The organism is Stenotrophomonas sp. YJH_SMC_81, from assembly GCF_059370875.1.
Window position 1 is genome coordinate 360143 of sequence record NZ_JCAFUB010000003.1, and the last position, 26036, is coordinate 386178.

The 26036-nt window shown below is 66.7% G+C and carries 24 protein-coding genes; 5 read left to right on the forward strand and 19 right to left on the reverse strand.

Annotated elements, in window-relative coordinates:
• Window positions 1–369 precede the first annotated feature (369 nt).
• The 12 genes from flgL to AC5P8U_RS08165 form a co-directional block, all read right to left on the reverse strand.
• Window positions 370–1572: a flagellar hook-associated protein FlgL gene (gene flgL / locus AC5P8U_RS08110; RefSeq protein WP_053496687.1), complete on the reverse strand. Its 1203-nt coding sequence runs from the start codon at window positions 1570–1572 to the stop codon at window positions 370–372.
• Window positions 1569–3449, reverse strand: a complete 1881-nt coding sequence (flgK, locus tag AC5P8U_RS08115; protein ID WP_053496686.1) for a flagellar hook-associated protein FlgK — start codon at window positions 3447–3449, stop codon at window positions 1569–1571. The genes flgL and flgK overlap by 4 nt, the downstream gene beginning before the upstream one ends.
• Before the next feature lie 8 nt (window positions 3450–3457).
• Entirely contained in the window at window positions 3458–4657 is a 1200-nt protein-coding gene (gene flgJ / locus AC5P8U_RS08120) for a flagellar assembly peptidoglycan hydrolase FlgJ (RefSeq protein ID WP_353080012.1), read from the reverse strand.
• A gap of 1 nt (window position 4658) precedes the next feature.
• Window positions 4659–5801, reverse strand: a complete 1143-nt coding sequence (locus AC5P8U_RS08125) for a flagellar basal body P-ring protein FlgI (RefSeq protein WP_072166970.1) — start codon at window positions 5799–5801, stop codon at window positions 4659–4661.
• Between the two features lie 2 nt (window positions 5802–5803).
• Window positions 5804–6496 carry a flagellar basal body L-ring protein FlgH gene (flgH, locus tag AC5P8U_RS08130; RefSeq protein ID WP_005416456.1) on the reverse strand — a complete coding sequence of 231 codons (693 nt, stop codon included), beginning with the start codon at window positions 6494–6496 and terminating at the stop codon, window positions 5804–5806.
• Window positions 6497–6518: 22 nt separating this feature from the next.
• Window positions 6519–7304 (reverse strand): flagellar basal-body rod protein FlgG, encoded by a 786-nt coding sequence (flgG, locus tag AC5P8U_RS08135; RefSeq protein WP_005416457.1) that lies wholly within the window; start codon window positions 7302–7304, stop codon window positions 6519–6521.
• Window positions 7305–7407: 103 nt separating this feature from the next.
• Window positions 7408–8157: a flagellar basal body rod protein FlgF gene (locus AC5P8U_RS08140; protein WP_049412405.1), complete on the reverse strand. Its 750-nt coding sequence runs from the start codon at window positions 8155–8157 to the stop codon at window positions 7408–7410.
• Window positions 8158–8189: 32 nt separating this feature from the next.
• Complete coding sequence (gene flgE, locus AC5P8U_RS08145) at window positions 8190–9413, reverse strand: flagellar hook protein FlgE (RefSeq protein ID WP_005416459.1); 1224 nt, start codon at window positions 9411–9413, stop codon at window positions 8190–8192.
• 32 nt (window positions 9414–9445) lie between these two features.
• Window positions 9446–10129, reverse strand: a complete 684-nt coding sequence (locus AC5P8U_RS08150) for a flagellar hook assembly protein FlgD (protein ID WP_005416460.1) — start codon at window positions 10127–10129, stop codon at window positions 9446–9448.
• Window positions 10130–10152: 23 nt separating this feature from the next.
• Complete coding sequence (flgC, locus tag AC5P8U_RS08155) at window positions 10153–10560, reverse strand: flagellar basal body rod protein FlgC (protein ID WP_072166972.1); 408 nt, start codon at window positions 10558–10560, stop codon at window positions 10153–10155.
• A 3-nt stretch (window positions 10561–10563) separates the two neighbouring features.
• Complete coding sequence (gene flgB, locus AC5P8U_RS08160) at window positions 10564–10959, reverse strand: flagellar basal body rod protein FlgB (protein WP_005409576.1); 396 nt, start codon at window positions 10957–10959, stop codon at window positions 10564–10566.
• Window positions 10960–11097: 138 nt separating this feature from the next.
• Window positions 11098–12042 carry a chemotaxis protein gene (locus tag AC5P8U_RS08165; protein WP_019659622.1) on the reverse strand — a complete coding sequence of 315 codons (945 nt, stop codon included), beginning with the start codon at window positions 12040–12042 and terminating at the stop codon, window positions 11098–11100.
• Between the two features lie 166 nt (window positions 12043–12208).
• Between AC5P8U_RS08165 and flgA the strand changes: the two genes are divergently transcribed.
• From flgA to AC5P8U_RS08185, 4 genes are all read left to right on the forward strand, one after another.
• Window positions 12209–12865: a flagellar basal body P-ring formation chaperone FlgA gene (flgA, locus tag AC5P8U_RS08170; RefSeq protein ID WP_447896908.1), complete on the forward strand. Its 657-nt coding sequence runs from the start codon at window positions 12209–12211 to the stop codon at window positions 12863–12865.
• Window positions 12866–12940: 75 nt separating this feature from the next.
• A complete protein-coding gene (gene flgM / locus AC5P8U_RS08175) occupies window positions 12941–13246 on the forward strand; it encodes a flagellar biosynthesis anti-sigma factor FlgM (protein WP_005409579.1) in 306 nt (101 codons plus the stop codon).
• Window positions 13243–13581 (forward strand): FlgN family protein, encoded by a 339-nt coding sequence (locus tag AC5P8U_RS08180; RefSeq protein WP_014037132.1) that lies wholly within the window; start codon window positions 13243–13245, stop codon window positions 13579–13581. Before flgM ends, AC5P8U_RS08180 begins: the two co-directional genes overlap by 4 nt.
• Window positions 13582–13672: 91 nt before the next feature.
• The gene (locus AC5P8U_RS08185) at window positions 13673–14893 is read left to right on the forward strand and encodes an ATP-binding protein (protein WP_053496680.1); all 1221 of its coding nucleotides are present in this window, start codon (window positions 13673–13675) and stop codon (window positions 14891–14893) included.
• A 93-nt stretch (window positions 14894–14986) separates the two neighbouring features.
• On the opposite strand, the gene AC5P8U_RS08190 is transcribed toward AC5P8U_RS08185, so the two are convergent.
• Together AC5P8U_RS08190 and AC5P8U_RS08195 are read right to left on the reverse strand one after the other, a co-directional pair.
• Window positions 14987–16759, reverse strand: a complete 1773-nt coding sequence (locus tag AC5P8U_RS08190) for an EAL domain-containing protein (RefSeq protein WP_005416466.1) — start codon at window positions 16757–16759, stop codon at window positions 14987–14989.
• A gap of 4 nt (window positions 16760–16763) precedes the next feature.
• Window positions 16764–18866, reverse strand: coding sequence for a sensor histidine kinase (locus tag AC5P8U_RS08195; RefSeq protein ID WP_353080010.1), 2103 nt, complete (start codon window positions 18864–18866; stop codon window positions 16764–16766).
• Window positions 18867–18996: 130 nt separating this feature from the next.
• Here AC5P8U_RS08195 and AC5P8U_RS08200 point away from each other — a divergent pair, with 130 nt between their 5' ends.
• Window positions 18997–21756 carry a bifunctional diguanylate cyclase/phosphodiesterase gene (locus tag AC5P8U_RS08200; protein WP_088497508.1) on the forward strand — a complete coding sequence of 920 codons (2760 nt, stop codon included), beginning with the start codon at window positions 18997–18999 and terminating at the stop codon, window positions 21754–21756.
• A gap of 185 nt (window positions 21757–21941) precedes the next feature.
• Here the strand turns inward: AC5P8U_RS08200 and AC5P8U_RS08205 are convergent, their stop codons facing one another.
• From AC5P8U_RS08205 to hflD, 5 genes are all read right to left on the reverse strand, one after another.
• Entirely contained in the window at window positions 21942–23117 is a 1176-nt protein-coding gene (locus AC5P8U_RS08205) for a GAD-like domain-containing protein (RefSeq protein WP_353762412.1), read from the reverse strand.
• 54 nt (window positions 23118–23171) lie between these two features.
• Window positions 23172–23678, reverse strand: a complete 507-nt coding sequence (locus AC5P8U_RS08210; RefSeq protein ID WP_088497506.1) for a hypothetical protein — start codon at window positions 23676–23678, stop codon at window positions 23172–23174.
• A 67-nt stretch (window positions 23679–23745) separates the two neighbouring features.
• Window positions 23746–23961, reverse strand: coding sequence for a hypothetical protein (locus AC5P8U_RS08215; protein ID WP_233652866.1), 216 nt, complete (start codon window positions 23959–23961; stop codon window positions 23746–23748).
• 98 nt (window positions 23962–24059) lie between these two features.
• The gene (locus tag AC5P8U_RS08220; protein WP_088497504.1) at window positions 24060–25250 is read right to left on the reverse strand and encodes a methyl-accepting chemotaxis protein; all 1191 of its coding nucleotides are present in this window, start codon (window positions 25248–25250) and stop codon (window positions 24060–24062) included.
• Window positions 25251–25412: 162 nt separating this feature from the next.
• A complete protein-coding gene (hflD, locus tag AC5P8U_RS08225; RefSeq protein ID WP_049412377.1) occupies window positions 25413–26027 on the reverse strand; it encodes a high frequency lysogenization protein HflD in 615 nt (204 codons plus the stop codon).
• Window positions 26028–26036 lie beyond the last annotated feature (9 nt).

The window sequence follows — 26036 nt, forward strand, 5'->3', positions numbered from 1 at the left end:
GTGAATGAAACGAAGCGCCGCCTGTTTTTTTTGTGTGGCTGTGTGCTTCGCCGTTGCCAAATGAATAACGGCGCTTTGTCAACAACCTTTAGCCGTGAATTCCGCTGAAGCCAGAATTCGTTGCCTGAAGCTGTTTTCCCGGGGTTTTCAGCCCTGTTGCCAGGATGGAAGCGAGCCCGGGAGGGGCGGTCGGGCAGGGCCTGACCAGCGCTGATGAAGGTATCGGCGGGGTGCGACCCGGCTTGATGGGCAATCACGGAGAATCGGCCGGAGATGGCCAGAGGGCCGCGTGGTGGCGGGCAGGCGCTCAAACGAAAAAGGCCGCGATGCAGGGCATCGCGGCCTTTCAGGGGTGACGCAGGAGAGGCGTCAGCGCAGCTTGTTGAACAGCGACATCGACTGCATCTGCGAGAAGATCGTCTGCGCCGCCTGCAGTGCGGTGCTCTGCAGCTGGTACTGGCTCAGTGCATCGGCGTAATCCAGGTCGCGCATCTGCGACAGCGTGGTCTTCAGGGTCACGCCATTGGCCTCGCGCATCTCCGCCGCGTTGTCCAGCGCCTTCAACTGCGCACCACCGGCAGCGCGCGAATCGATCATCCGCTCCGAGGCGCGCGCGACGTCGCGCAGTGCGCTCTGCAGCTGATTCTGCTGCGCAGTCATCTGCGCGGTGGTACCGGTGTCGGCACCCAGCGCGGCGACCAGGTTGTCCATGGTGGCGAAGATGTCGCGGCTGCTGGCGGCCTGTACGCTGAAGCTGTCGCCCGCTGCAGGTGCGCCGGTGATGCGCAGGCGCACACCGTTCACTTCCAGGTCGTCGCCAGCCTTGTAGGTGCCGGTGCCGGTCACGTTGCCCGCACCATCCACCACCTCGTACTGGGTGCCGGTGGTGAAGCGCACGCTGAAGCCCTGGCCGTTCCAGCTGTCGCTGCCGTCGCGGGTGATGTTGGTCAGCACGCCGTTGCCGGTGTTGCCGGCCGCGGCGCTGCCGTCAACGAAGCCGTCGCCGGTGGGGATGCGCATGAAGATCTCGCTGCCGGGCAGGGCGTCGCGCACATAGGTATCGGGGCCGACTTCAACCTGGCGCTGGGTCTGGTCGCCGCGATAGACGACCTTGCCGTTGATCTTGGCGAACGGCGGGTCACCGTCGTTGGTGCCACCGAACACGTAGCGGCCGGTACCATCGTCGGCGTTGGCCAGCGACAGCAGGCCATCGCGGATCTGGTTGACCTCGGTGATCAGCGTCTTCTTGTCCGCCGCGCTCAGTGCCGGATTGCTGGCCTGGATGGTCAGATCGTTGACGCGCGCCATCAGGTCGTTGACCTGCGCCAGGGTGTTTTCCTGCACGCCCAGGCGGTTCTGCACATTGCCGGCGTTGAGCTTCATGCGGTCCAGTGCGGCCAGGCTGCGGTCAAGGCCGACTGCAGTGCCGGCGGCAACCGGATCGTCCTTGGCGCTGACGATCTTGCTGCCAGTAGCAATCTGCTGCTCCAGGTGGCTGAGCTTGGCCTGCTTGGCCATCATCAGCGACACCGACTGGTTGAACATCATGCTGGTGGAGATGCGGCTGCTCATCGGCGGACGGCTCCCAGGATGGTCTGGAACATGCTGTCGGCGGTGGAGATCAGCTGTGAGGCGGCCTGGTAGGCCTGCTGCAGGCGCAGCATGTCGGCGGCCTCTTCGTCCAGGTTCACGCCGGAGACCTCATCGCGGGCTTCCTGTGCCTTGTCATTGATCACCAGCTGCGCATCGAGCGAGTACTCGGCCGAGCGGGCGGCGGCGCCGACCTGGGTGGTCAGGCCACCCAGTGCACCGTTCAGTGTCACCGTTCCGGCGTTGAAGGCCTTCGTGCTTTCCACCTTGGCCAACCTGGAGGCGTTGCTGTTGTCCGACGAACCGGCCGGGGTCGGGGTGATGTTGAAGGTATCGCCCACCTTCGGCGCACCGTCCAGTACGAAGCTCCAGCCGTTGGCACTGATGGTCTGGCCAGGTGTATAGGTCTGCGGCGGGCCACCGTCGATGGTGTAGGTGGTCGCCGAGGTGAACACGATCGCCGACGGATTGCGCAGGTTCGCGTTGGCCGAATCGGTGACGGTGACGCCGCTCAGCTTGCCGGTACCGGTGTTGGCGGTGGCGGCTGCGCCCTTGACTGCGGCGGCCGCGGCAATGCGCGACGGATCGGTGATGGCCATCTCCAGGCTGCCGGCCACGCCGGCGGTGGGCTGCAGCAGGAAGCGGTCATTGGCCGCCGGGGTGCCGCCGACGACCAGGTTCACGCCGTTGATCACCAGCGGATCGGCGGCGGTGCCGGTACCGGTCAGGGGAATGCTGGCGCCGGTGTCGGCGCGGCTGGCCTTCCAGGTGGTGCCATCGAACTGCAGCACCACGTTCTGCGCGTCCAGTTTGCCCAGGTCGCCATAGGTGGCGCTGAGGCTGGCGGTTCCGGTATTGCTGTTGTTGCCGGTCACGCGTGGGCTGCCGATGTTGAAGAAGTCCCCGCCCATCTGGCCATACAGATCCACACCCTGGTGGTGGACCTGGTTGAAGCTCTCGGCCAGGCCCACCGCCAGCTTGCCCAGTTCGGCCTGCGCAGGCGTCAGCACGGTGTCGCGGAATTCCAGCAGGCCCCCGATCTGGCCACCGACCGCTTTCGGGTCGAGACGGATGGTGTTGCCCTGGGTCTCCAGTGCCAACTGCAGGCGCTCGGGCTGGTAAGGATCGGCTACGGTGGTGACCTTGGTCGCCGTGGTACCCACCACCAGCGCGTTGCCGCCGGCAGTGTAGACATTCATGATGCCGCCGTCCTGGATCACCGCGGTGCCACCGGTGTAGCCGATCAGCTGGGTGATCAGCTGGTCGCGGCGGTCGAGCAGGTCCGGTGCAGCCGAGGCGATGTTGGTTCCGATGGCACCGTTGATCTGCGCGATCTCCTGCGCAAGGCGGTTGACCTCGGTCGCACCGGCCAGCAGGCCGTTGTTGACCTCGCTGTTGAGATTGTTCAGGTGCGTGTTGAGCTGCACGAAGCGGTTGGCCAGCGCCTTGCCACCGTCGAGCATGTTCTGGCGGTCGGCGGTGCCGGCCGCGTTGGACGACAGGCCACTGACCGAGTCGAAGAAGTTCGACCAGACGCCGGCCACGTTCGTGGCGGCATCGGAGAACAGGGCGTTGACCCGGTCGGCCATGCCCGAAAGCTGCTTCAGGCGCGCCAGCTCACCGCTGCTGTCGAGCAGGCGCGAGATCGCCAGCTGGTCGGCCGTGCGACGGATGTCAGTGATGCGGGTGCCGTTGCCGACCGTGCCGTAGCCATAGTTCTGTGGATCGGCGGTGGCGAAGTTGACCTTCTGCCGGCTGTAGCCGGGTGTATTGAGGTTGGCCACGTTGTGGCTGGTGGTCGCCAACGCTCGCTGGAAGGCGAGCAGGGCACCGGTACCGGTGGAAAGTACGCTGGACATGGTGTTCCTCAACGACGAGTGATACCCAGCGCCGCGGTCGCGGTGCTGGCGAAGGTCTGGCCAAGGCGCGAGCCGGCGTCGGCCACGGCGGCTACGGCGCGCTCGATGGTCGGGCCGCCGGCGATCGCAGCGATCTTGGCGGCGTAGCGCGGATCGGTGGCGTAACCGGCGCGCTGGAGGCCAAGGGCGAAGCCCTGCACGTCGGTGCCGGCCTGCAGGGCCTGCTGGTAGCGCGGGCTTGTCTTCAGCAGGCGCACGTAGTCGGCAAAGCTCTCGGCAGCTGAACCGTAGGCGCGGAAGCTGGCGGTTTCGTTGCGGCGCACGCCATCGACATATTCATGGGTGCCGGCCGTGGCGCGCTGGCCGTTCCAGCCAGTGGCCTTGATGCCGAACAGGTTGTGCGAGGTGCTGCCATCGGCATGCTTGATGTGGCGCTTGCCCCAGCCGGTCTCCAGCGCTGCCTGGGCGACCAGGGCGCGGGCATCCACGCCCAGTTCCCTGGCCGCGCTCTGTGCGTGCTGCCAGATGCTGGCGACGAAGCCCTCCGGGGTATGCTCGCCGAGCTGGGCGACGGCGGTGCGCGTGGCCAGGGCATCGGCCGGGCTCATGGCCGTGCCGCGATTGCTGGCCGTCGCCGTCCACTGGTCGCTGTTGGCGGCCCAGTCCTCGCCCTGCAGGCTGCCGATGTACGGATCCTCGGTGCCCAACGAGCGGTGCAGGCCGCTGCTCTCACGGCCGGCGATCAGGTCCAGTGCCTGCTCCATCGGTGCCAGCGCGGCCTGCGCACCGTGCTGCGCGCCTGCGGCCATCTGCTGCAGCATGCGCACGGCCTGGCTGCCATCTTCCAGGGGCAGCGACGGTGCCGGCCTGGCCGGCGCGTTGAGCTGGTAAGCGCGGCTGGCCTTGGCCGGATCCACGCGGGTATCCAGTGCCGGACCTTCGGCGGCCTGGCCGGACAGCTGGCGGGTGATCATGCCGGACAGGCCCAGGCCCTTGCCGCGGGTCATCGCCTCGGCAATCTTCTGGTCGTACATGTCGCGGAACATCTTGTTCTCGCCGGGAAACAGCGAGTCGCCGAAGCTCGCATCGCGCATGCTCTTGACCAGCATCTGTGCGAACTGGCCTTCCAGCTGGCGTGCGACCTTGTCGATCTTCGCCGGATCGTTCTGCTGCGCCGGGTGCAGGTCGAATGCGGGATTGATGCGCATGTCAGATCACCTCGAGCTCGGCACTCAGTGCGCCGGCCTGCTTCAGGGCTTCCAGGATCGCGATCAGGTCGCCCGGTGCCGCACCCACGGCGTTCACCGCATGCACGATCTCGTCCAGGGTGGTGCCGCCGCTGAACTTGAACATGCGGCTGCCGTCGTTGGTGGCAGTGATGGTGGATTGCGGGCTGGCCACGGTACGGCCGCCCGACAGCGCATTGGGCTGGCTGACGTTGGTGTTCTCCTGGATCGTCACCGTCAGCGAACCATGCGAAATCGCCGCAGGGCCGACCCGCACCTGCTGGCCGATGACCACGGTGCCGGTGCGCGAATTGACCACCACCTTGGCCGGGGCGCTGCCGGGGGTCAGTTCAAGGTTCTCGATGCGCGCCAGCAGGCCGATGCGTGCGCCCGGATCGGTCGGTGCGGTGACGGCGACGGTCACGCCATCGATCGCGCGTGCCGCACCTTCGCCGAACGCGTTGTTGAGCGCGGCGACCATGCGCGAGACCGTGGTGAAATCATTGTTGTGCAGGTTCAGGGTGATGTCGCCGCCGTTGGCCAGCGGATCGGGCAGGGCACGCTCCACGGTGGCGCCGTTGGGAATACGGCCGACGCTGGGCACGTTCACCGAGACACGGGAACCGTCCTTGCCCTGCGCGCCAAAGCCACCCACGATCAGATTGCCCTGGGCGATGGCATAGATCTGGCCATCGGCGCCGCGCAGCGGGGCCATCAGCAGCGAACCGCCGCGCAGCGACACCGCGTTGCCGATCGAAGACACCGTGATGTCGATCGGCTGGCCGGGCTTGGCGAACGGCGGCAGCTCGGCATGGATCGCCACGGCGGCCACGTTCTTCAGCTGCGGGTTGACGTTCGGCGGCACGTTCACGCCCAGCTCGCCGAGCAGGTTTTTCAGGCTCTGCACGGTAAAGGGCGCCTGGCTGGTACGGTCGCCGCTGCCATCCAGGCCGACCACCAGGCCATAGCCCACCAGCGCATTGCCGCGCACGCCGCCGACCTGGGCGAGGTCCTTGATGCGCTCGGCGCTGGCCGGGGCGGCCACCGCGAAGACCATGAACACGCCACAGTAGAGCGACGCCATGCGTCGCTGCCAGGAAGAAGAGGAGAAGAGTTTCATGGCCATACTCAGAACGGCGTCAGGCCGGAATTGAAGAAGCGGCTCAGCCAGCCCATCGCGTTGGACTGCGCGACCGGTCCGCGGCCGCCGTAGACGATGCGGGCCTCGGCCACGCGGCTGGAGGGAATGGTGTTGTCCTGGCTGATGTCGCCCGGGCGCACGATGCCCTGCACCTGCACCAGTTCATCGCCCTGGTTCAGCCGCAGGTTCTTCTGCCCCTGCACCACCAGGTTGCCGTTGGGCAGGCGCTGGATCACCGTGACCGTGACGCTGCCCTGCAGGCGGTTGCTCTGCGCGCTGTTGCCCTTGCCGGTGAAGTCACGCGCGCCCTTGGCGGTGGCACTGAGGATGTCCTTGCCGCCCAGGGTGACCGGCGCACCGAGGATGGACGGCGTGCCCAGGCTCAGGTTGGATTCCTTGTTGGTGGCCGTGTTGGCGCTGGTCTGCGCGGTGGTGTTTTCCAGCAGGGTGATCGTCAGCAGGTCGCCGACATCGCGCGCGCGGCGGTCCGAATACAGCTGCAGGGTCGGGCCAGCGGCGTAGATCGCACCGGCGGTCGGCGCGGCCTGCGGCGGCATGATCGGCTGGATCGGTGCCATCGCCGGATAGGGGCGCACGTCGCCCGCGATCACGCAGCCACCGAGCAGAGCGACCACGGTGCAGGCGAGGGCAGTACGGGCGAGGTTGGAAATGGGCGACATGGCGGTTTCCCGGTTGGGCCGGTCAGATCTTGTTGTTGAGATAGCCGAGCATCGAGTCGGTGGTGGAGATCGCCTTGGCATTCATTTCGTAGGCGCGCTGGGTTTCGATCATCGACACCAGCTCTTCCACCACATTGACGTTGCTGCCTTCCAGCGCACCCTGCACCACGGTGCCGAGACCGTTCAGGCCGGGATTGCCGTTCTGGGCCGGGCCCGAGGCCGTGGTCTCCAGGAACAGGTTCTCGCCGCGCGCCTGCAGGCCGGCCGGATTGACGAAGTCGGTCAGGGTCAGCGCACCGACTTCCACCGAGGCGGCGTTGTCGGCCATCTTCACGCTGATGGTGCCGTCGCTGCCGATGGTGACCGACTGCGCGCCCTCGGGAATCTGGATGCCCGGCTGCACCGGGTAGCCGCTGTTGGTAACCAGCTCGCTGTCCTGGTTGATCTTGAACGAGCCATCACGGGTGTAGGCCGAGCTGCCGTCGGGCATCTGCACTTCGAAGAAGCCGCGGCCGTTGACCATCACGTCCAGTGCGCGGCCGGTCTGCTGCTGGCCACCCTGCTCGAAGTTCTTGGCGGTGGCGACCACGCGCACGCCGGTACCCAGCTGCAGGCCGGTCGGCAGCTGCGTCTGCGCCGACGAAGAGCCGCCCGGCTGGCGCACCTGCTGGTACAGCAGGTCCTCGAAGCTGGCGCGGTCCTGCTTGAAGCCGGTGGTGTTGGTGTTGGCGAGATTGTTGGAAACCACCGACATGCGCATCTGCTGCGCATCCAGTCCGGTTTTCGCGATCCACAATGCCTGGTTCATCTTCGGAGTCCTGTCTGGGTCAAGCCGGCCGCGCAATGCGGCCCTTGGTAGCGGGTGTGCAAGCGGTGTGCCAGCGCCGTGCCCGGGCGGCGCCGGAAATCCGTCAGCTGCCCAGGCGGAGCAGGCTGTTGGCGCTGCGCGCGTTGTCGTCGCCGTGCTTGATCACCTGCACCTGCATTTCGTACTGGCGCTGCAGCTGGATCATCTGCACCAGCGCACCGGCAGCATCGACGTTGCTGCCTTCCAGTTGCCCGCTGTGCACGGCGGTGCCCTGTGCCGGTGCGAACGGCTGGCGCGGGTCGGTGTTGCGGAACAGGCCATCCAGGCCACGTTCGAGGCGCTCGTCCGGCGCCTGCACCACCTTGATCCGGCCGATCTGCGCCATCGTCTGCGGGCCTTCGCCCTGCGGGATGATCGAGATCGTGCCGTCGGCACCGATCTCCATCGCCTGGTAGGGCGGAATGGCGATCGGGTTGTTGTTGTCATCCAGCACGGTGCGGCCGCCAGAGGTCACCAGCTGGCCGTTCGGCGTCACCGACAGGGCTGCGCCGCGCGTATACGCTTCGCTGCCATCGCTCGCCTGCACCGCCAGCCAGGTGCCGCTCTGCAGTGCAAGGTCCAGCGGTTTGCCGGTGATGTGCTGCGCGCCGGGCCGGCGGTTGAAGCCGGCGTCGACGTGCAGCGCATCCACCCGCGAGGCAAAGCCCGGACCCTTGATCGGGAAGGCTTCGGTGTTGGCCAGCGCTTCCTTGAAGCCAGGAGTATCCGAGTTGGCGAGGTTGTGGCTGAGCGTTCCCTGCGCCTGCAGGGAGGCGCGGGCACCGGTCATCGCCACGTAAAGGGCTTTATCCATGCGGGGGGTTCCGTGACAGGGTCAGCAGCTCATCAACGGATGTTGATGACGGTCTGGGTGATCTGGTCCTGCGTGGTGATCATCTGCGCGTTGGCCTGGAAGTTGCGCTGCGCGGTGATCATGTTGACCAGCTGCTCGGTGAGATCGACGGTGGACGCTTCCAGCGAGCCGGCCTGGATCTTGCCGAGATTGGAGGTGTCCGGCATGCCGGTGCGCGGCGTGCCCGACTCGAAGGTCTCCACCCACAGGTTGTTGCCCTTCGATTCCAGTCCCTGGGTGTTGTTGAAGGTGGTCAGTGCGACCTGGCCCAGGGGCTTGTCGTCGCCGTTGGAGTAGCGCGCATAGACCACGCCCGACTCGGACACAGTGATCTCGTTGAGCTTGCCGGCGGCATAGCCGTCCTGCTGGGTGTTGCGCAGGGCGAACTTCTCGCCGTACTGGGTCGAACCGCTGATGTCCAGCGTCATGTTCAGCTGGCCAGCGCCCGTGGTCGGGGTGAAGGTGCCGAGGCCAACCTTGCCGTTGGCCGGGGCGGTCAGCTTGCCGCTGTTGTCGAAGGTGACCGCGGTCGGGGTGCCGGCGGGCTGGCCATCGACATAGTTGTGCACGGTCCATTCGTTGGGGTTGGCGCCCTTCACGAAGTACGAGACCTGGATATGGCTCACGCCCAGCGAGTCGTACACGGTGATGCCGCCGCTGGAGTGGTTGTAGCTGTTGGAGTCGGTCGGGTCGAACGTGGCCACGGTCGGCTGCTTGGCGTTGGCCGGCAGGGTGAAGCCCACCTTCACTTCGCTGGTCTGCTTCGGCGGGCTGTCGGTGGTCAACAGCTGCAGGTCGACCAGGCGGCCGGCGTCGAAGTTGGTGCCATCGGCATTCGGCGCGAACACCTGCAGGCGCGCGCCCTGCGGATTGACCACGTAGCCGGCCGAATCGGTCTGGAAGTTGCCGGCACGCGAGTACACACGCGAACCGTTCATGTTCATGGTGAAGAAGCCCTCACCGGAAATGGCCATGTCCAGGCTGCGCCCGGTCTGCTCGTTGTGGCCCTGGATGAACTGCTGGGCGACGTTGGAGACGCGCACGCCCGAGCCGGTCTGGTTCTTCGACAGGCCATAGCTGGTGGAGGCGAACAGATCGGCGAACTCGGCGCGCGACTGCTTGAAGCCGGTGGTGTTGACGTTGGCGACGTTGTTGGCGGTGACGCTCAGGTCGGTGTTGGCGGCATTGATGCCGGACAGCGAGACATTGAAGCCCATGGGATGCTCCTGGTTGATGCGGGATGTGCGGCTCAGCTGACGCGGAGCACGTAGTCGATCGGGGCCGTGCCCAGGCCCTTGAGGTTCAGGTACAGGCCGTCGGACCCGACGGTCACGCTTTCCACCGGCGCCTGCACATAGGTGGACAGCTTGGTGCTCTTGCCGGCGGTATCGACATGGTTGGCAACGATGGAGTACTTGCCCGGTTCCATGCGCTTGCCGTTGGCGTCCTTGCCGTCCCACTGGAAGGCGGTTTCGCCTGCCGCCTTGGCTTCCACGCTCAGCGAGGTGACCTTGGCGCCGGTGGCATCGGTGATATCCACGGTGATGATGCCGGCCGACGGCGCGGCCACCGTGCCCTCGACGCTGCCTTCCTTCTCCAGCACCAGCTTTTCCGATGGCACCAGCACCTGGTGGCCGACCAGCGCCGCGCCACGCAGCACCTGGTCGCTGGCCATCGATTCCTGGAAGCCCTTCACCGTCTTGTTCAGATCGGTGATGCCCTGCACGGTGGACATCTGCGCCATCTGCGCGACCATCTGCGTGTTGTCCATCGGCTTCAGCGGATCCTGGTGCTGCAGCTGCTCGGTCATCAGGCGCAGGAAGTCGGCCTGGTCGAGCGTGTTCTTCTTTTTCGTGGCGTTGCTGTTGGGGGCGTTCAGGCCCAGCGCGGAATAGACGTCCTGGCTGGTCTGGTTGTTGACGGCGGTGGTCATGGCGGTATCCGGTGCTGCGGGCCTCAGCGGCCCATGGTCAAGGTGGCCAGGGCCAGTTCCTTGGCAGTGGTCAACATCTCCACGCCGGCCTGGTAATTGCGCGAGGTCGAGATCAGGTTGACCATCTGCGCCACCGGATCGACGTCGGGCTGGTAGATGTAGCCATCGGCGTCTGCCAGCGGGTGGCCCGGCTCGTAGCGCTTGATCGGCGCCGCTTCGCTCTGGGTGATCTCCTTCACCTTCACCGAGGTGATGTTGGGATCGTTCTTGCTGGTGACGGCCTGGAAGACCGGCTCCAGCGGCTTGTACACGGCGTCGGCAGACCCGGCCACGGTGTCGGCGTTGGAGAGATTGGAGGCGATGGTGCTCATGCGCACCGACTGCGCCTGCAGCGCGGAGCCGGCGATATCGAAGATCGGCAGGTTGCTCATGGCTTATTGCCCCGTGATCGCGGTCAGCATGGAACGCACCTTGCTCTCGACAAAGCTGAGCGAGGCGCGGTACTCGAGCGCGGCTCGGCCATAGGCGGCACGCTCGGCATCGGGATCGACGGTGTTGCCGTCCAGGCTGGGCTGCACGCCCTCGCGCGCGATCTGGAACGGGTTCAGGCCACTACTGATTTCGTAGTGCTGCTCATGGGTGGTGGCCATCAGGCCGTTGGCATCCTGCCCCTGGGCATGGCGCAGGGCGGCATCGAAGTCCAGGTCCTGGGCCTTGTAGCCGGGGGTGTCGGCATTGCCGAGGTTGCTGGCGATCAGCTTCATCCGCTGTTCGCGCAACGGCATGGCCTGGGCGTGGACGCCCAGGTAGTCGGTAATCAGGTTGCGCACGGTGCACTCCCACGGGAACGTTGCCCGGGAAGCTGCAAGGGGTGTGCCAAATTCGAGAGGGTAGTGCCGGCCGCTGGCCGGCTCCCCGATGGATCTGCGGTTGCCGGCCAGCGGCCGGCACTACCGGATCAGTGGCCGTCAGGCCGCCATCGCCACCTTGCGCAGGCGGTCCAGCACGAAGTCAGCCAGCTCGTGCGGCGAGTACTTGGCGACGAACGCGTTGGCGCCGACACGCTCGACCATGGCGTTGTTGAAGACGCCCGACAGCGAGGTGTGCAGCAGCACGTAGAGGCCGGCAAGGCCGGGGTGGCGCCGGATTTCCGTCGTCAACGTGTACCCATCCATGGCCGGCATCTCGATGTCGGAGATGACCATGGCATAGCGTTCGGCCGGGTTTTCGCCCGAGGCGTGGATCTGCAACAGATGGTCGAGAGCCTGCTTGCCATCGGAAAGCAGGGTGGCACCCACGCCCAGCTGATCCAGCACGCTGCGGATCTGCTGGCGGGCCACGCGCGAGTCGTCCACCACCAGCACCTGCAGCTGGGGGCCATCGGCGGGCATCGCCATCGCCGGATCGAGTACGGCGTCACCGCGCACCTGGGCGATATCGGCCAGCACGCTTTCAACGTCGATCACCTGGATCAGCTCACCCTGGAAGCGGGTTACCGCGGTCAGGTAGCTCGACTCGGCGCCAAGCTCCGGCGGCGGGTGGATGTCTTCCACCGCGATGTTGACGATGCGTTCGACGCCGCTGACCAGGAACCCCTGGATCGAGCGGTTGAATTCGGTGACGACCAGGTAACCCGGCGAGGTATCGGCATCGGGCTCACGTTCGGGGTGGCCGATCGCCAGGCCCAGGTCCAGCACCGGCACCGAGCGGCCGCGCACGTCGGCCACACCGGCGAACTGGCTGGGCAGGCCGGGTACCTGGAACAGCTCCGGGCGCCGCAGGACTTCCTGCACCTTGAAGACATTGACGCCAAAAAGCTGACGTCCGCCGAGACGGAACAGCAGCAGCGCCAGGCGGTTGTGGCCGGCCAGGCGGGTCCGCTGGTCGATCCGGTTGAGCAGGTCATGGGACATGGCTGCTGTATCGGCGCGTTGGGCGCCAAACTTGAGGGTGCTCTGCCACCTGCGCGCTGCACACCGCAATTGTGGTGGCGCGCCATGTTCGACCGAGGCAGCTCTGCCCCTCTGGCACACGCCTTGCACGCACCTGGGCCAGCTCTTGCCGATTGAAGGAGGCGCCATGCGCCGGGTCACATCTCTATTCGCCATCGCGCTGGCACTGGCCTCGCCGTGGGCGGCTGCCGCCGACTGGCAGCCGGTGGCGAGCATCCGCGCGGCGGCCTTGTCGACGCTGCCGGCGGGCAGCGAGGGCGAGGCCCTGGTGGCCGATGCGCTGCGCCTGCCGAAATGTGGCAGCGCGTTGCAGGTGCAACCCACCGCCAACACCACGGTGGAGGTCAGCTGTCCGGATGCGGGCGGCTGGCGCCTGTTCGTGCCGGTAAAGGTGCGGCGCAACCAGACCGTACTGGTGCTCAACCGCGGAATCGGCACTGGAGAAACCCTCACTGCCGCCGATATCACCACTGCCCAGCGTGACGCTGCCCGGATTGCCGGCGCGGTGCTGTCCGATCCCAATGCAGCGATCGGCCGCGTCGCCCGCCGTCCGCTGCAGGCCGGGGCCCTGCTGTCGAACAACGATCTGGTGGTGCAGCGTCTCATCAAGCGAGGAGACAATGTTTCCCTGGTGTCGCGTCGCGGTTCGGTCGAGGTCCGCATTGCCGGCCGTGCGATGGGTGATGCCGGTGAGAACGAACGGGTCTCGGTCGAGAACCTGTCCTCGCGGCGGATCGTGCAAGGCACAGTCGATGCCGCAGGTGACGTAATCGTGGCGCGTTGAATTACCGCAAAATATCCCTAAAGATCACGGCCCTGCGGCCGTTATCCCTTGTGAACGGCAACTCCAGGACACCCCATGAGCCAGAAAATCGACGGCAACCTGCAGGTCCCCCAGGCACTGCGCAGCGTGACGACCCCGGCCAACAAGCCCGGTGTCAGCACCGATGCGGCGGCGCGCCCGGTCGAGGCGGCCGACAGCCTGCGCCTGACCGGCGAGGCCACCAATCTGCAGGCCATCGAGCGCGAGCTGACCACCGCCCCGGCGATCGACGCCCAGCGCGTGGCCGCCGTGCGCGAGTCGCTGCAGAACGGCACCTACAAGATCAATCCGGACGCGATCGCATCGCGCATGCTCGATCTGGACCAGCAGCTGCACGGATGACTGCGGCGATGAGCGAGCCGCTGCAGCGTCTCGCCCAGGCCCTGGACGTTGAACGCCAGGCCCTGGTCGAGCACGACGTGCACGCCCTGATCCGGGCTACCGGCGCCAAGCTGGAAGCGTTGCGTGCGCTGGAAGGCGCGCCGCCGGTGGGCGAGGGCGAACAGCTGCAGGAACTGGCCGAGCGCAACCGGGCCAACGGCGTACTGCTGTCGCGCCGCCGCCGCGAGGTGAACTGGGCGCTGCGCCAGCTCGGCCGCACCGAAGACGCCTCGGCCTACGATGCCAAGGGCCAGTCGCACACGGTCAGCATCGGCCGGCCCCTCGCCGTCGCCTGAGGCGACGGCGGTCGCATATCCCCTCCCGGCGGGCTGAAGCCCGCTGCATGACCGCGTATATTGGGCGCCTGTTCGAACGTCCCGAGTCGCCGTGTCCGCTGCCAACGCCCTGGTTACCGCCCCCCTTCCGCCGCAGCCGGTGCTGCAGGCCCTGCTTGAGCGCCTGCGCGAAGGCCTGCTGCTGTTCACCGATGACGGGCGGGTGGCCCTGGCCAATCCGGCCGCACAGAACCTGCTGGCCAGTGGCGAGGACGGCGGGTTGCCGCCGCCGCAGCGCCTGCGCGAACTGCTGCCGCCCGATGCGCTGGAACAGGCTCGCCAGCATGGTCACTGGAATGGCAGCCTGCCGCTTGGCGAGGGCGTGGTCATCGCCCATCTGTACCACCATGGTCCGGTCGGCCAGGGGCATTTCCTCGCCCTGTTCCGCCACATCGAAGGGCAGGAAGACTACGAACGCGAGCTGCAGCAGCGTCATGCCGAACTGCGCCAGGCCTACCTGCGCCTCAATGGCACCCAGGAAAAGCTGCTGCAGTCGGAGAAGATGGCGTCGATCGGCCAGCTGGCCGCCGGCGTCGCGCACGAGATCAACAACCCGATCGGTTACGTGCACTCCAACCTGGGCAGCCTGCAGGAGTACCTGCGCAGCCTGTTCACCGTGATCGAAGCCTACGAGCGTGCCCTGCGTGCGCCGGATCCGAAAGCGCTGATCCCGGAAATCGATGATATCCGTGACCGCCTGGATATCGATTTCATCAGCCGCGACCTGCCGCAGCTGATGGCGGAATCGCGCGAAGGCATCGAGCGGGTCACCCGCATCGTGCGCGACCTGAAGGATTTCTCGTATTCCGGCCGCGACGAGTCGTGGAAGCTGGTCGACCTGCACGCGGGCCTGGAATCGACCATCAACATCATCTGGAACGAACTCAAGTACAAGGTCACCCTGGTGCGCGAGTTCGGCCAGTTGCCCCTGGTGGAGTGCCTGCCATCGGAGTTGAACCAGGTCTACATGAACCTGCTGCTCAACGCCGGCCATGCCATCGCCGAGCGCGGCACGATCACGGTGCGTACCGGCGTTGATGGCGATCACGTTTGGGTTGAGTTCGAAGATACCGGCGGTGGCATCTCGCCGGAACTGCGCCAGCGCATCTTCGATCCTTTCTTCACCACCAAGCCGGTGGGCAGTGGCACCGGCCTGGGCCTGTCGATCTCCTACAGCATCATCAACAAGCACCACGGCCGCATCGACCTGGACAGCACGCCCGGCGTGGGCTCGCGCTTCCGCGTGGTGCTGCCGGTCAAGCAGCCGCGCTGACCGCTTCTGGTAGTGCCGGTCGCTGGCCGGCAATCTCATTGAACCCGATATCCAGAGCAGCCGGCCAGCGGCCGGCTCTACCAGAGGGGATGGCTACCGCAATGGGCGATCCTCGCCGCCATCTCCGCTCTCCACCGGCGCCGGGCCGGCATTGCTGCGGCGCTGCTCCTCGTACGTGCGGAACGCCTGGTGGATGTGCTTGCGCAGTTCGTCGTCGTTCCACGGCTTGGTCAGGAAGCGATAGATCGCGCCGCGGTTGATTGCATCCGTCACCGTGTTCAGATCGGTATAGCCCGACAGCACCAGGCGGATCGTATCCGGGTACAGCATCTTCACCCGGCCCAGGAACTCGGTGCCGCTCATGTCGCTCATGCGCTGGTCGGACAGGATCACCTGCACGTCGTTGATCGCCAGCAGGTCGAACGCATCGCGCACGTTGCCGGCGGCCAGGATGCGGTAGCCGTCGCGGCGGAACAGGCGCACCAGCGAGCGCAGCACGTTCTCCTCGTCATCCAGCAGCAGCAGCGTCCGGTCCGGGCGCGTCTCGGCGAAGGCTTCCGGACGCAGGTAGCGGCGGCGCAGGGTCATGCCGGCGGCATCGGCCGACATCGGTTCGCCGAACAGGTAGCCCTGGAACACGTCGCAGTCGTTGCGGCGCAGGAAGCCCAGCTGGGCCTGTGATTCCACGCCGTTGGCAATCACGGTCATGCCCAGCTGGTGGCCCATGGCGATGATCGCGCGGGCGATGGCCGCTTCACGATTGCCAGCCGGTGCGCTCTTGATGAAGCTGCGGTCGATCTTCAGCTTGTCCACCGGGTAGCGCACCAGCGCGCTGAGGCTGGAGTCGCCGGTACCGAAGTTGTCCAGGCTCAGGCTGATGCCTTCGTTGCGCAGGTTGGCCAGCGTTTCGTGGACGAAATTGACGTTGTTGGTCAACGCACTCTCGTTGATCTCCAGCGTCAGCATGTGCGCCGGTACGCCCGCCGCCTGCAGCAGTGACATCACTTCGGCGAAGAAGTTCGGCCGTAGCAGCTGCAGGGTGGACACGTTCACTGCGATGGTGAAGTCATCAAAGCCCTGGTCGCGCCACAGCCGCGCCTGCTTCAAGGCGCCTTCCAGCACCCAGGTGCCGATCTGCACGATGATGCCCAGGCGTTCGGCGGTGCGCATGAAGCGCTCCGGCACCAGCATGCCCAGGGTCGGCGACTGCCAACGCAGCAGCGCTTCCATGCCCACCACGTGGCCGTCGCGCGCGCTTACCAGCGGCTGGTAGCGCAGCTTCAGCTCGCCATTGGGAATGGCATCGACGATCTGGCGCGCGATGATGCTCTCGCTGTGCGCACTCGGCGGGGTGTCCACCGCATGGATGCGCACGGCATTGCCGCCTTCGCGGGCGGCCTGGTACAGCGCATCCTCGGCATGGTCGAGCAGGCGCGAGGTGCTGCTGGCATGTTCCGGGCACAGGCTCACGCCCAGCTTGCCGGTCATGAACAACGTGTACGGCAGCACCGACAGTGGCAGCTCCATCTGCTGGCGGATCTCCTCGGCGAAATCCTCCGGCAACGGCAGATCGGCGGTGCGCGGCACCGCGATCAGGAACTCGTCGCTGCCATGCCGCCACAGCTTGCCGCGCCCGCGCAGGTAAGACTGCAGGCGCTGTGCCACCAGCACCAGCGCCTGATCGCCCACTTCGGCACTCATGTTCTCGTTGACCGATGCGAAGTGGTCGATGTCCACGTGCATCAGCATCAGCGCGATACCGCCGGAGGCCGCCTCGGCAACCATCGCCTGCAGCTCGGGGTTGCCGGCGCCAAGGCGGTCGGGGGCATCATCGATGCTGACCGGGGGCAGGTTGGGATTCCACATAGGCTCAGTATTCCGGTGAATCGACGGCAGCCCTGCTGGCCGCCTGGTAGGGGAGGTGGACGTCGACCAGGGTGCCTTCGCCATGCGCGGATTCAATCCGCACGTGGCCACCGACGCTCTGTGCGCGCTCGCGCATCACGATCAGGCCCAGGCCGCGCGGGCCGTCCGGATCGAAGCCTTCGCCGTCATCGCGGATCTGCAGGTGCAGGCCGCGCTGGCCGACATCGCGCAGCTGCAGCAGGACCTGGCTGGCGCGCGCATGGCGCAGCGCATTGGTCAGGCTTTCCTGTGCGATGCGGAAGCAGGCCTGTTCGATGCTGTTGTCGGGGCGATGCGGCAACGGCTCGATCTCGGCCCGCAGCTCCACCGGCGAGGAGCGGAACAGAACCCGCGCCTGCCAGCTGAGCGCTGCCTCCAGGCCCAGTGCATCCAGCTGCGGGGGGCGCAGCAGGGTGGAGATGTCGCGCAGTTTGGCCACGGTGGTGTCGGCCAGGCTGACGATCTGCGCCAGATCCTGCCCACGCCGCTGCGGATCGTCCTCTTCCAGCGCCGCGTGCGCCGACAGCTTGATCGCGGTGATGGCCTGGCCGATGTCATCGTGCAGGTCGCGCGAAATCGCACGACGCTCGTCTTCCTGCAGCGAGAACAGCCGCCCGGCCATCGCCTGCAGTTCGCGGTTGCTGGTTTCCAGCGCGCTGCGGATGCGTTCGGAATCACTGAGATCGCGCACGATCAGCAGCTTGCAGTCGCGGCCACCGTAGCGCACGTCGCCCACCGCCAGGCCGGCATGGAAGCTACGGCCGTCGCCGCGCTGCATGGCCACCACGCTACTGTGGCCCGGTCCCAGATGTGGCTGGCCGGCACGCAGCTGGCTGCGCACCCGCGGCAGGTCTGCGGCAGCGACCAGCGCCGACAAGGGCTCGCCCAGCAGGGTATGGCTGCCGTAGCCGAACAGGCCGGCGGCCCAGGCGTTGGCGTACAGCACATGCTCGTCGGAGAGGATCACCACGCCGTCGGGCAGTACCCGCACCAGCTCGCGGAACTGCTCCTCGCGCTCGCGCAGCAGGCGCCGCGACTGCTCGCGTTCGGTCACGTCCTGCAGCGTGCCCAGCACGCGGTTGCGGCCAGCTTCATCAAGACCACTGGCGGCGCGCAGGTGCACCATCAGCGCGCGCCCGTCCATCGACAGCAGCGGTAGCAGCACGTCCACCTGTACCGGCTCGCCGGAGCACAGCTCGGCCAGCAGCTGCTCGGTCTGGGTAGCGGTGGCCGGGTCGGCCGGCACCAGCAGTTCGTCGAAGCGGTGCCAGCGGCGCGCTTCGGGCGGGCGGCGGCCGAGCAGGCGATAGACCTGGTTGGAATAGCGGCCCAGCCCGGTGGACGGGTCCAGCTCCCAGGCACCGATGCGGGCCAGTTCGTGGGCCTCTTCCACCCGTGCCAGCGCCTGGTCGCGACGCAGCTGGGCCAGGTCCTCGGCGGTGCGGTCGATGGCGATCAGCAGGCGCGCATTGTGGCCGTCGTAACTGATCGCGTTGGAGCGCAGCTCCATGTGCCGCAGCGCGCCATCGCGCAGCTGCAGCTGCGCGCGCAGGATGCACAGCTCTTCGGGCGCCTCGCGGATCGCCTCCAGCTTGGCCTGCAGCGCCTGGCCCTGGCCGGGTGGCCACAAGGCGTCGATGGTCTGTTCCAGCAGCTCATCGCGCTCCCAGCCGAAAGCGGTGCAGGCGGCTGGGTTGGCATCGAGGATCGCCAATGTGTCCAGGTCATAGACGAGGATCGGGCCGGGGTTGCCCTCGAACATCTGCCGCAGGCGCAGCTCCGAGGCCTGCTGGCGGGCGTGGGTATGCAGCACATGCTCGGCCAGCGGGCGCAGCAGCAGGTACAGCAGGCCCGCGCTGGCCAGGGCGAAGAACGAGCCCTTCAGGCCCTGCCACAGGGCCGCCTGCTGCGGATCGGGCACCAGCGCCTGCACCACGCTGTCGGTGGAGATCATCCAGGCCAGCGCCATCACCAGGTAGCTCAACACCACCCGCCGCCGGTCACGGCTCAGCGCCTGCGCCATCCGCGGGTCGGGAACTGGGGCGTTGCCGGTCGGTTCTGCGGGCATGGACGGGGCGGGTGAAAGGGGCGCCGGTCATCTTACCCCGCAGCGTGCCGTCACCACTCAATTATCCGCCGCAGGCGCCGTTAACCACTGCGTGCCCCGCTGACGGGCGTGTCATCCGGAGCAAGATCGCGTGGACCAAGGGATCATCGCCAGCCTGCTGCAGCACCCGCTTGCGTCGGCGCTGGTCATCGTCGACCGTACCGGGCGCCCGCTGGCGGCCAATCCAGCCGCGCGCGAGCATGGCCTGCCGGCTACCGTGGCTGCCTATGCGCCGATGCTGGAAGATCTGCGCCTGATGGCCGCCGATGGGGGCATCGTGCCCTGCACGCTGCCGGGCGGCCCGCGCGGCCACTACGACGGTCACCTGCGCGCCGTGCATGACGGTGCCGGCAACCTGCTGGCGTTCACCCTGAGCATTCCCGAGCCGGTGCCGGTCGACGGGGGCGGGCGCTGGGAACTTGCACTGGACAGCGCCGGCCACAGCCTGTGGGACTGGGACATCCCCAGTGACCGGGTGGCGCGCACGCCGGCGCTGGGCGACGAAACGGCCACTGAGCTGCTGTCGCGCGTGCACTGCGAGGACATTGACCAGGTGCGCGCCGCGCTCGACGAGCACCTGCGCGGGCGCAGCGAGCAGTACAGTGCACAGTTCCGCTTCCGCCAGGCCGATGGCCAGTGGCGTTGGGTGCTGGATCGCGGCCGCGTGGTCGCGCGCACCGCCGATGGCCAGCCGCTGCGCATGGTCGGCACGCATACCGATATCGAACAGCAGAAGCAGCTCGAATCGCTGCTGCAGGAGCAGCAGCTGCACCTGAGCGAAGCCCAACGTATCGCCAGCATGGGCAGCTGGTCGTTCGACCCCAACAGCGGGCATTTCTGGTGGTCGCCGGAGCTGCGCTCGCTGCTGGCGCTGGAGCACGGCGCCGTGCCTGGCCAGCGGCGCTGGCTGAAGCAGCTGCACCCGCGCTCGCGCGGCGCGTTGCGTGCGGCATGGCGGCGGCTGTGGCGCGATGGTCGTGCCGCCAATCTCGAGCTGGAGCTGACCCGCGGCCATGAGCCATCACAGCACCTGCGGCTGTGGATGCAGCCGCTGCTGGACATGGACGGGCAGCCCAAGCGCCTGCTCGGCCAGGTGCAGAACATCACCGAACAGCACCAGACCGACGCGTTGATCCGCTGGCGCACCGAACTGCTGAACCGGGTTTCCGCGCTGGGCCGCATCGGCGGCTGCGAGATCGAAGTGCAGACCCGCAGCATGCAGTGGACCGAGGAGTGCTACCGCATCCACGGCCTGCGCAAGGAACCGATCACCCTCGACCAGGCGATGGCGCTGTATACCGAAGACTCGCGCGATGCGTTCGAGGCGGCGCTGGCCCGCATCGCCAACGGCGGCCTGCCCGAGCAGCTGGACCTGTGCTTCTACCGCCAGTCCGGCCTGCGTGTCTGGGTGCAGGTGCTGATCGAGCTGGATCGTCGTGACGGACTGCCGCCGCGCTTCGTCGTCCTGTTCCGTGACATCACCCGCGAGCGCGAGGCCAACGAGCGCATCGAACTGCTGGCCCACTACGATCTGCTGACCGGCCTGCCCAATCGCGTGCTGCTCGGTGAACAGACTGCCGAGGCCATCGAGGAGGCGCGTGATCGCGGCACCTCGTTGGCGATGCTGTTCATCGACCTGGATGGCTTCAAGACCATCAACGACAGCTTCGGCCACGCCACGGGTGATGCGCTGCTGAAGGCTGCCGCCACCCGCCTGCACCAGAACCTGCGCAACAACGATCTGTTTGGCCGTTTCAGCGGCGACGAGTTCATCGTCGTACTGCGCGACCTGGCTGAGCCCGAGGATGCGGGACATGTCGCCCGCAAGCTGATTGCCTCGCTGGCCGAGCCGCTGCGCCGTGGCGAGACCACGCTGAAGGTCGGTGCCAGTGTCGGCATCGCGATGCTGGGCGATGCGCAGACCGATTTCGATTCACTGCTGCGCGCTGCCGACGCCGCCATGTACGCGGCCAAGGAAGCCGGACGCAACACCTACCAGTACTACAGCCAGGATGCCCTGGCCCGCATCCAGCGCAGGCTGGAGCTTGAGCACGCGCTGCACGGTGCGATCGAGCGCGAGGAGTTCAGCCTGGCCTATCAGCCGCTGCTGCATGCCCACCAGGGCGAGCCGCCGGCAATCGAAGCACTGCTGCGCTGGCATCGCCCCGGCATCGGCTATTGCAGCCCGGCCGAGTTCATTCCCATCGCCGAGAAATGCGGCGAGATCGTGCGCATCGGCGACTGGGTACTGAACGAAGCCTGCCGCCAGGCAACCGCCTGGGACCGGGCAGGACTGCATTTCGACCGCATCGCGGTCAACGTGTCGGCGGTGCAGCTGCGTGATCGCGGCTTCGCCGAGCGCGTGATCGACATCTGCCATGCCCACGGCTGGCCGCCGCAGCGGCTGGAGCTGGAACTGACCGAATCGGCGCTGATCCGTGACACCGACATCCTGCGCCACTGCTTCGACGTGCTCGAACGTCACGGCGTGCCGCTGGCGGTGGACGACTTCGGTACCGGTTTCTCCAACCTCAACTACCTCAACCGCTTCCCGGTGGGGCGCCTGAAGATCGACCGCAGTTTCGTGCAGGGCATGCTGCACGACTCGGGTACGGCCGAGGTGACCCAGGCCATCGTCCACCTGGGCCACGCGCTGGGCATGAAGGTGGTGGCCGAGGGCGTGGAAACGCACCAGGAAGAGGACATGCTGCGCCGCCAGGGCTGCGACGAGATCCAGGGCTACCTGTACTCGCGCCCGCTCAGCCCGCGTGACCTGGCGCAATGGCTGCGCCAGCAGCGTCCGTTACCGATGCGCACCGACGCCAGCAGCGAAGCGGTGCTGGTGCGCTGACCACCCGACGCTGGTAGGTGCCGACCGTTGGTCGGCACGGATGCATGTACCTCGCGATCATCCACGCATGGCGTGGTTCTACTTGCAGCACCTGCAGTGGCGAGTGCCGGAGCCTGCCACGGTGGGTGCCGACCGTTGGTCGGCGCCGATGCCAGAGATCGCGACCAGCAATGAACGGCGCGGGTTTACCTGTCTTCAGCATCAGACCGCAAGGACCGTCTTGCTGCTGTCTGCTTGGCGAGTGACTTCAATTCAGCGAGACGATCCCGCTTGACCAGGTGCGCTGCCTGCCAGCCACCTTCAACAACCGAGGGTGAGAAGCTGTAGATCTCGTTGGGAGCCAGGTGGCCCAGTAAATCGAGTGCGCGTGCGTACAGGGGCTGCTCGTCATCGTCGGTGGCATCGAGATCGGGCGCATCCAGGACGTGCAGCAGGAACTCCAGTTTCCAGTTGCGTTCAGTCGCGTCGGCAGTGGCTGCTACATCCGAGTCCGCCGAAACCTGTCCGCTGTGCGGGTCGATGCTGATATGCATGGAGGTGTTCTCTCCACACAAGAGCATCTGGCCGAAAGGTGTCACCGCATAGGCATGGAACCGATCAGCACCCTCCATCGGAGTGCCCTGCAGGAAGGCTGCGACAACCCCTGAGTACAGGTGCGGATCGACCAAGATGAGCCTGTCGTCGCGATAGCGGGCGAACCCGTCGCGTCGCCACAGCGCCAGCAGCAGGTCGGGCAGCACGCCCTTCCATGCGGCAAGAGTCGCCTCGGAGAGCGCCTCGCCCCGGGAGCTCGCACTGAAGCTCTCCATGAACGCCCTGGTTTCAAAGCTTGATTCCTGCGCTTCGATGCCTGGTTCCACCAACGCATTCCTCCCGGCGTCGAATGGCAGATAATCCAGAAATGTCAGCATTCGCTCGGCCTGTGTGGCTTCCTTGTTCGCCTCCTGAGTTGAGATGATGGCCGCTGTGTTTCCAGAGACGAGCAACAATGTTCCGGCCGAAAGGCTTTGCCAGGGCTCGTTCAGCACCAGATAGCGCTCGGGTGCCTCGTCTACATCCGCGTCCAGGATGATGACCTGTGGACCATCCTTCACACACCCGGCGGAGATCTCGACAGTTGCATCGGTCACACCTGCATCAGGATCGGTCACATCTACAGGTGCGGAGTAGGGCTGTTGAAACTCGCCGAAGGACTGGAGCGCTTGGTGAAGGGCGAGCAGGGAGTCGGGATCTACGGCAAGCGGTTCTGAAGCAACCGGGAGCTGCAAAGCGAGTGAAAGGCAGAGGGCGGCGCTGGTCATCGGGCTGATCTGAACCGGAATCGGCCCTTTACGATGAAGGGCCGAGCGCTCACGATCCATGCAAACAATCCGAAAATCGTGAGTCGCGGGGCATCATCCACGCATGGCGTGGATCTACCTCGAAAATTCCGCCTTCAACTGCATGCGCAGCGCCTCGACGATGGCGGCATAGCGGCGCTTCTGGACCAGATAGCTGGCCAGGAACAGCGGCAGCACCAGCAGCATCGGCGCCACCGTCGGACGCATCGCCACCAGTGGCAACAGCAGCAGCGACAGGATCGCCACGAACCAGCTGCACAGGCCGATCACCCGTACCTCGTGCCGCCGTGCGTTGAGCACGATGCGTCCACGCATCACCGGGAAGTAGCGCAGGCCGAAGCTCGGCGCGAAGCTCTCGCGGAACGTCATGCTGCCATCGGGCAGCGCATGGAAGGCCAGCCGCAGCCACTTGTCCTGCGGCAGGTCACGCTCCAGGCTGCCCAGCGAGAGCCGGGCCTGCATGGCCGATGATGCCGCGATGCGTTCGTTGAACAGGGCGATGCCCCAGCTGAAATAGCCGGTCACCCAGGCCATCAGAAGGACGGTCTCGATCAGGAGCACTGCGATCAGGGCGATGGCCATCGGTCTTCCATGAACGGGACCGGGGCATCATGCCATGCGGGACGGTCCATCCACGCATGGCGTGGATCTACTTCAGGGCTTCGCCATCCAGCCCGAGATCCCAGGCCAGGCCCAGCAGCGCCTCGTCCGCCCGCGACGGGGCGGGGCGCGCGTCCGCCAACTGCTGCAGTTCGCGGATCTCCTCGCGGGCGACCTCTTCCAGTTGCTGCAGCTGCTCACGCACGCTCGCGTTGCGCGGGCGCTCGGTGTCGGTGAGGGCGGGCAGGGCGCGGATCAGGGTCATGTTGCGCGTACAGGATGCATCCAATGGCGGGTTACAGGCAAAGGCCCCGGACGAACCGGGGCCTTGCGGGCTGCCGGCGAGGGCAGCGGACATCAGGATCAGAACAGCTCGACGGTGCCGGCGCCCATGCTCTGCTGGGCGACGGGCTTGTGCGGCGGGCGTTCCCATTCGCTGCGCAGCTCGCGCAGGCGGTTGCCGGTGCGCTGCAGGGCGCTGGCGATCTCTTCGTCGAACACGCCGCCATTGCGGTGCAGCAGCTCCTGCAGGGCCACCGCTTCGCGGTTGATCGCGGTCAGGCGGTCCAGGTGGGTGTGCACGCCGCCCAGCGCCTGGGTGGCGATGTCTTCGAACTGCAGGGCGCGCACGGCTTCGGCCACGCTGCCATCGATCGCACGGGCGCACTCGGACACTTCGCGCATGCCGTCGCCGAGCGAGGCATTGATCTGCGCGACGTTGTCGAGCATTGCCGCCGCTTCCTGGCGCGCTTCGCGGGAGCGGTCCATGTCACGCGAGGCCATGTGCGAGACCGTCTCGCGCACCTTGGCGATGGCGTCCTTGGAGCTGTGCGCCAGCTTGCGGATCTGCTCGTTGAAGGTGGTCGAGCGCTCGGACAGGTTGCGCACTTCGTCAGCGACCACGGCGAAGCCACGACCGGCCTCACCGGCACGGGCCGCTTCGATGGCGGCGTTCAGCGCCAGCAGGTTGGTCTGGTCGGCGATCGACTTGACGTCTTCCAGCAGCGCGAAGATGCCATCCAGGTGCTGCGCCATCTGGTCGATGTGCTGCACGGTGGTGCTGCTCTGGCCGCTCACCTGTTCCAGCGCTTCCACCAGCTGTTCCATGCGGTGGCTGGCGTGCTGGGCGAAACGGGCAACGTCGAGGCCGGCATTGCCTTCATCGCCGGCGCGGTCGACGATACGCGACAGGGCCTGGCTCTGCTGGCGCGACTTGCGGTTCATCGCATCGAAGCTGCCACCGAGGCTGGAGACCGCCTGGCGGATCAGGTCACGGGCGCGTTCCACTTCGCCGCGCGAACCCTCGATCTCGTTGCCGACGAAATTGCGCAGTTCGGTCAGCAGCTGGTCCTGCTCACGCAGGACACGGGCGTGTTCCGGGGAACGGTGTGCCTGAGCGCGGGTGGTCCACCACGCAAAGCCGAGCCAGCTCAGCGTCATCGTGGTCAGGATCGCCCATCGCAGGGCGGCCGGCCATTCGAATCCGATGGCGAAGGGGAGCAGCAGGGTCAGAGCCAGGGGGGCGGCCAGACGGATGAAAATGCGTGAGTACATGGACGTTCTCGGGAGGTGCACGGAGGATGTATCGGCCGTGCCCCCTTTCTCTTTAACGTCGATGTGCCTGGAAGTGCATTCTGAATGCGCCGGATTTCCGGCGCCTGTGCGGTCTCGGGGTCGGATCCCTTTTCCATGGGAAAGGGCTCTGACCCCACACCCTCAGGCCAGCAGGCGGTCCACGGCCTCGATCATCGCCTTTCGCCCGAACAGGAAGTCCCAGTAGCTGCCGCCCAGCTGGCGCCACAGCACTGCCGAGCGCACCGCCGCCAACAGCAGGGCACGGATCTCGGCCACCACGCCGGCCTGGCCCAGGTAGTGCGGGTTGCCCTGCACCATCACCCGCGGCTTGAGGTGGCTGATGGTGTCCGCGTACAGGCTTCCCAGGCTGGCCAGCACATCCGGGTGGCCGCTGTCGCCCAGTTCGGTGGCCTGGCGCTGGGCACGCTCGATGCCCGAAGCAACCTTGTTCACGGTGGCGCCATCCTGAACGAAGCGGCGCTCCAGCTGCAGCACCGACAGCGCCAGCTTCGGCAGGATCGGATCCTGGCCCTGGTTGCGGAAGTAGTTGTGCAGCAGGCGCAGCCCGGCCTTCAGTGCATGGCGGTCACCGAACACCGCCTGCGGCGAGGACGCATCGACACGGAACACGCTGTCCACGGCGGTGCGCACGGCGGCGGCGTCGGAATGGCCGGTATCGGCGATGCGGCGTACCTGCTGCAGGGCCTGGGCAATGCCGGCCAGGGCCAGGACGCGGTCGTCGACAGTGAAACTCATGCAGCGATT

What these genes read in the sequence shown, in the direction of transcription:
- flgL (WP_053496687.1), bottom strand. Translation starts at nt 1,572, where the DNA reads ATGAGCAGCCGCATCTCCACCAGCATGATGTTCAACCAGTCGGTGTCG.
- flgK (WP_053496686.1), bottom strand. Translation starts at nt 3,449, where the DNA reads ATGTCCAGCGTACTTTCCACCGGTACCGGTGCCCTGCTCGCCTTCCAG.
- flgJ (WP_353080012.1), bottom strand. Translation starts at nt 4,657, where the DNA reads ATGCGCATCAATCCCGCATTCGACCTGCACCCGGCGCAGCAGAACGAT.
- AC5P8U_RS08125 (WP_072166970.1), bottom strand. Translation starts at nt 5,801, where the DNA reads ATGGCCATGAAACTCTTCTCCTCTTCTTCCTGGCAGCGACGCATGGCG.
- flgH (WP_005416456.1), bottom strand. Translation starts at nt 6,496, where the DNA reads ATGTCGCCCATTTCCAACCTCGCCCGTACTGCCCTCGCCTGCACCGTG.
- flgG (WP_005416457.1), bottom strand. Translation starts at nt 7,304, where the DNA reads ATGAACCAGGCATTGTGGATCGCGAAAACCGGACTGGATGCGCAGCAG.
- AC5P8U_RS08140 (WP_049412405.1), bottom strand. Translation starts at nt 8,157, where the DNA reads ATGGATAAAGCCCTTTACGTGGCGATGACCGGTGCCCGCGCCTCCCTG.
- flgE (WP_005416459.1), bottom strand. Translation starts at nt 9,413, where the DNA reads ATGGGCTTCAATGTCTCGCTGTCCGGCATCAATGCCGCCAACACCGAC.
- AC5P8U_RS08150 (WP_005416460.1), bottom strand. Translation starts at nt 10,129, where the DNA reads ATGACCACCGCCGTCAACAACCAGACCAGCCAGGACGTCTATTCCGCG.
- flgC (WP_072166972.1), bottom strand. Translation starts at nt 10,560, where the DNA reads ATGAGCAACCTGCCGATCTTCGATATCGCCGGCTCCGCGCTGCAGGCG.
- AC5P8U_RS08165 (WP_019659622.1), bottom strand. Translation starts at nt 12,042, where the DNA reads ATGTCCCATGACCTGCTCAACCGGATCGACCAGCGGACCCGCCTGGCC.
- flgA (WP_447896908.1), top strand. Translation starts at nt 12,209, where the DNA reads ATGCGCCGGGTCACATCTCTATTCGCCATCGCGCTGGCACTGGCCTCG.
- flgM (WP_005409579.1), top strand. Translation starts at nt 12,941, where the DNA reads ATGAGCCAGAAAATCGACGGCAACCTGCAGGTCCCCCAGGCACTGCGC.
- AC5P8U_RS08180 (WP_014037132.1), top strand. Translation starts at nt 13,243, where the DNA reads ATGACTGCGGCGATGAGCGAGCCGCTGCAGCGTCTCGCCCAGGCCCTG.
- AC5P8U_RS08190 (WP_005416466.1), bottom strand. Translation starts at nt 16,759, where the DNA reads ATGTGGAATCCCAACCTGCCCCCGGTCAGCATCGATGATGCCCCCGAC.
- AC5P8U_RS08195 (WP_353080010.1), bottom strand. Translation starts at nt 18,866, where the DNA reads ATGCCCGCAGAACCGACCGGCAACGCCCCAGTTCCCGACCCGCGGATG.
- AC5P8U_RS08205 (WP_353762412.1), bottom strand. Translation starts at nt 23,117, where the DNA reads ATGGATCGTGAGCGCTCGGCCCTTCATCGTAAAGGGCCGATTCCGGTT.
- AC5P8U_RS08210 (WP_088497506.1), bottom strand. Translation starts at nt 23,678, where the DNA reads ATGGCCATCGCCCTGATCGCAGTGCTCCTGATCGAGACCGTCCTTCTG.
- AC5P8U_RS08215 (WP_233652866.1), bottom strand. Translation starts at nt 23,961, where the DNA reads ATGACCCTGATCCGCGCCCTGCCCGCCCTCACCGACACCGAGCGCCCG.
- AC5P8U_RS08220 (WP_088497504.1), bottom strand. Translation starts at nt 25,250, where the DNA reads ATGTACTCACGCATTTTCATCCGTCTGGCCGCCCCCCTGGCTCTGACC.
- hflD (WP_049412377.1), bottom strand. Translation starts at nt 26,027, where the DNA reads ATGAGTTTCACTGTCGACGACCGCGTCCTGGCCCTGGCCGGCATTGCC.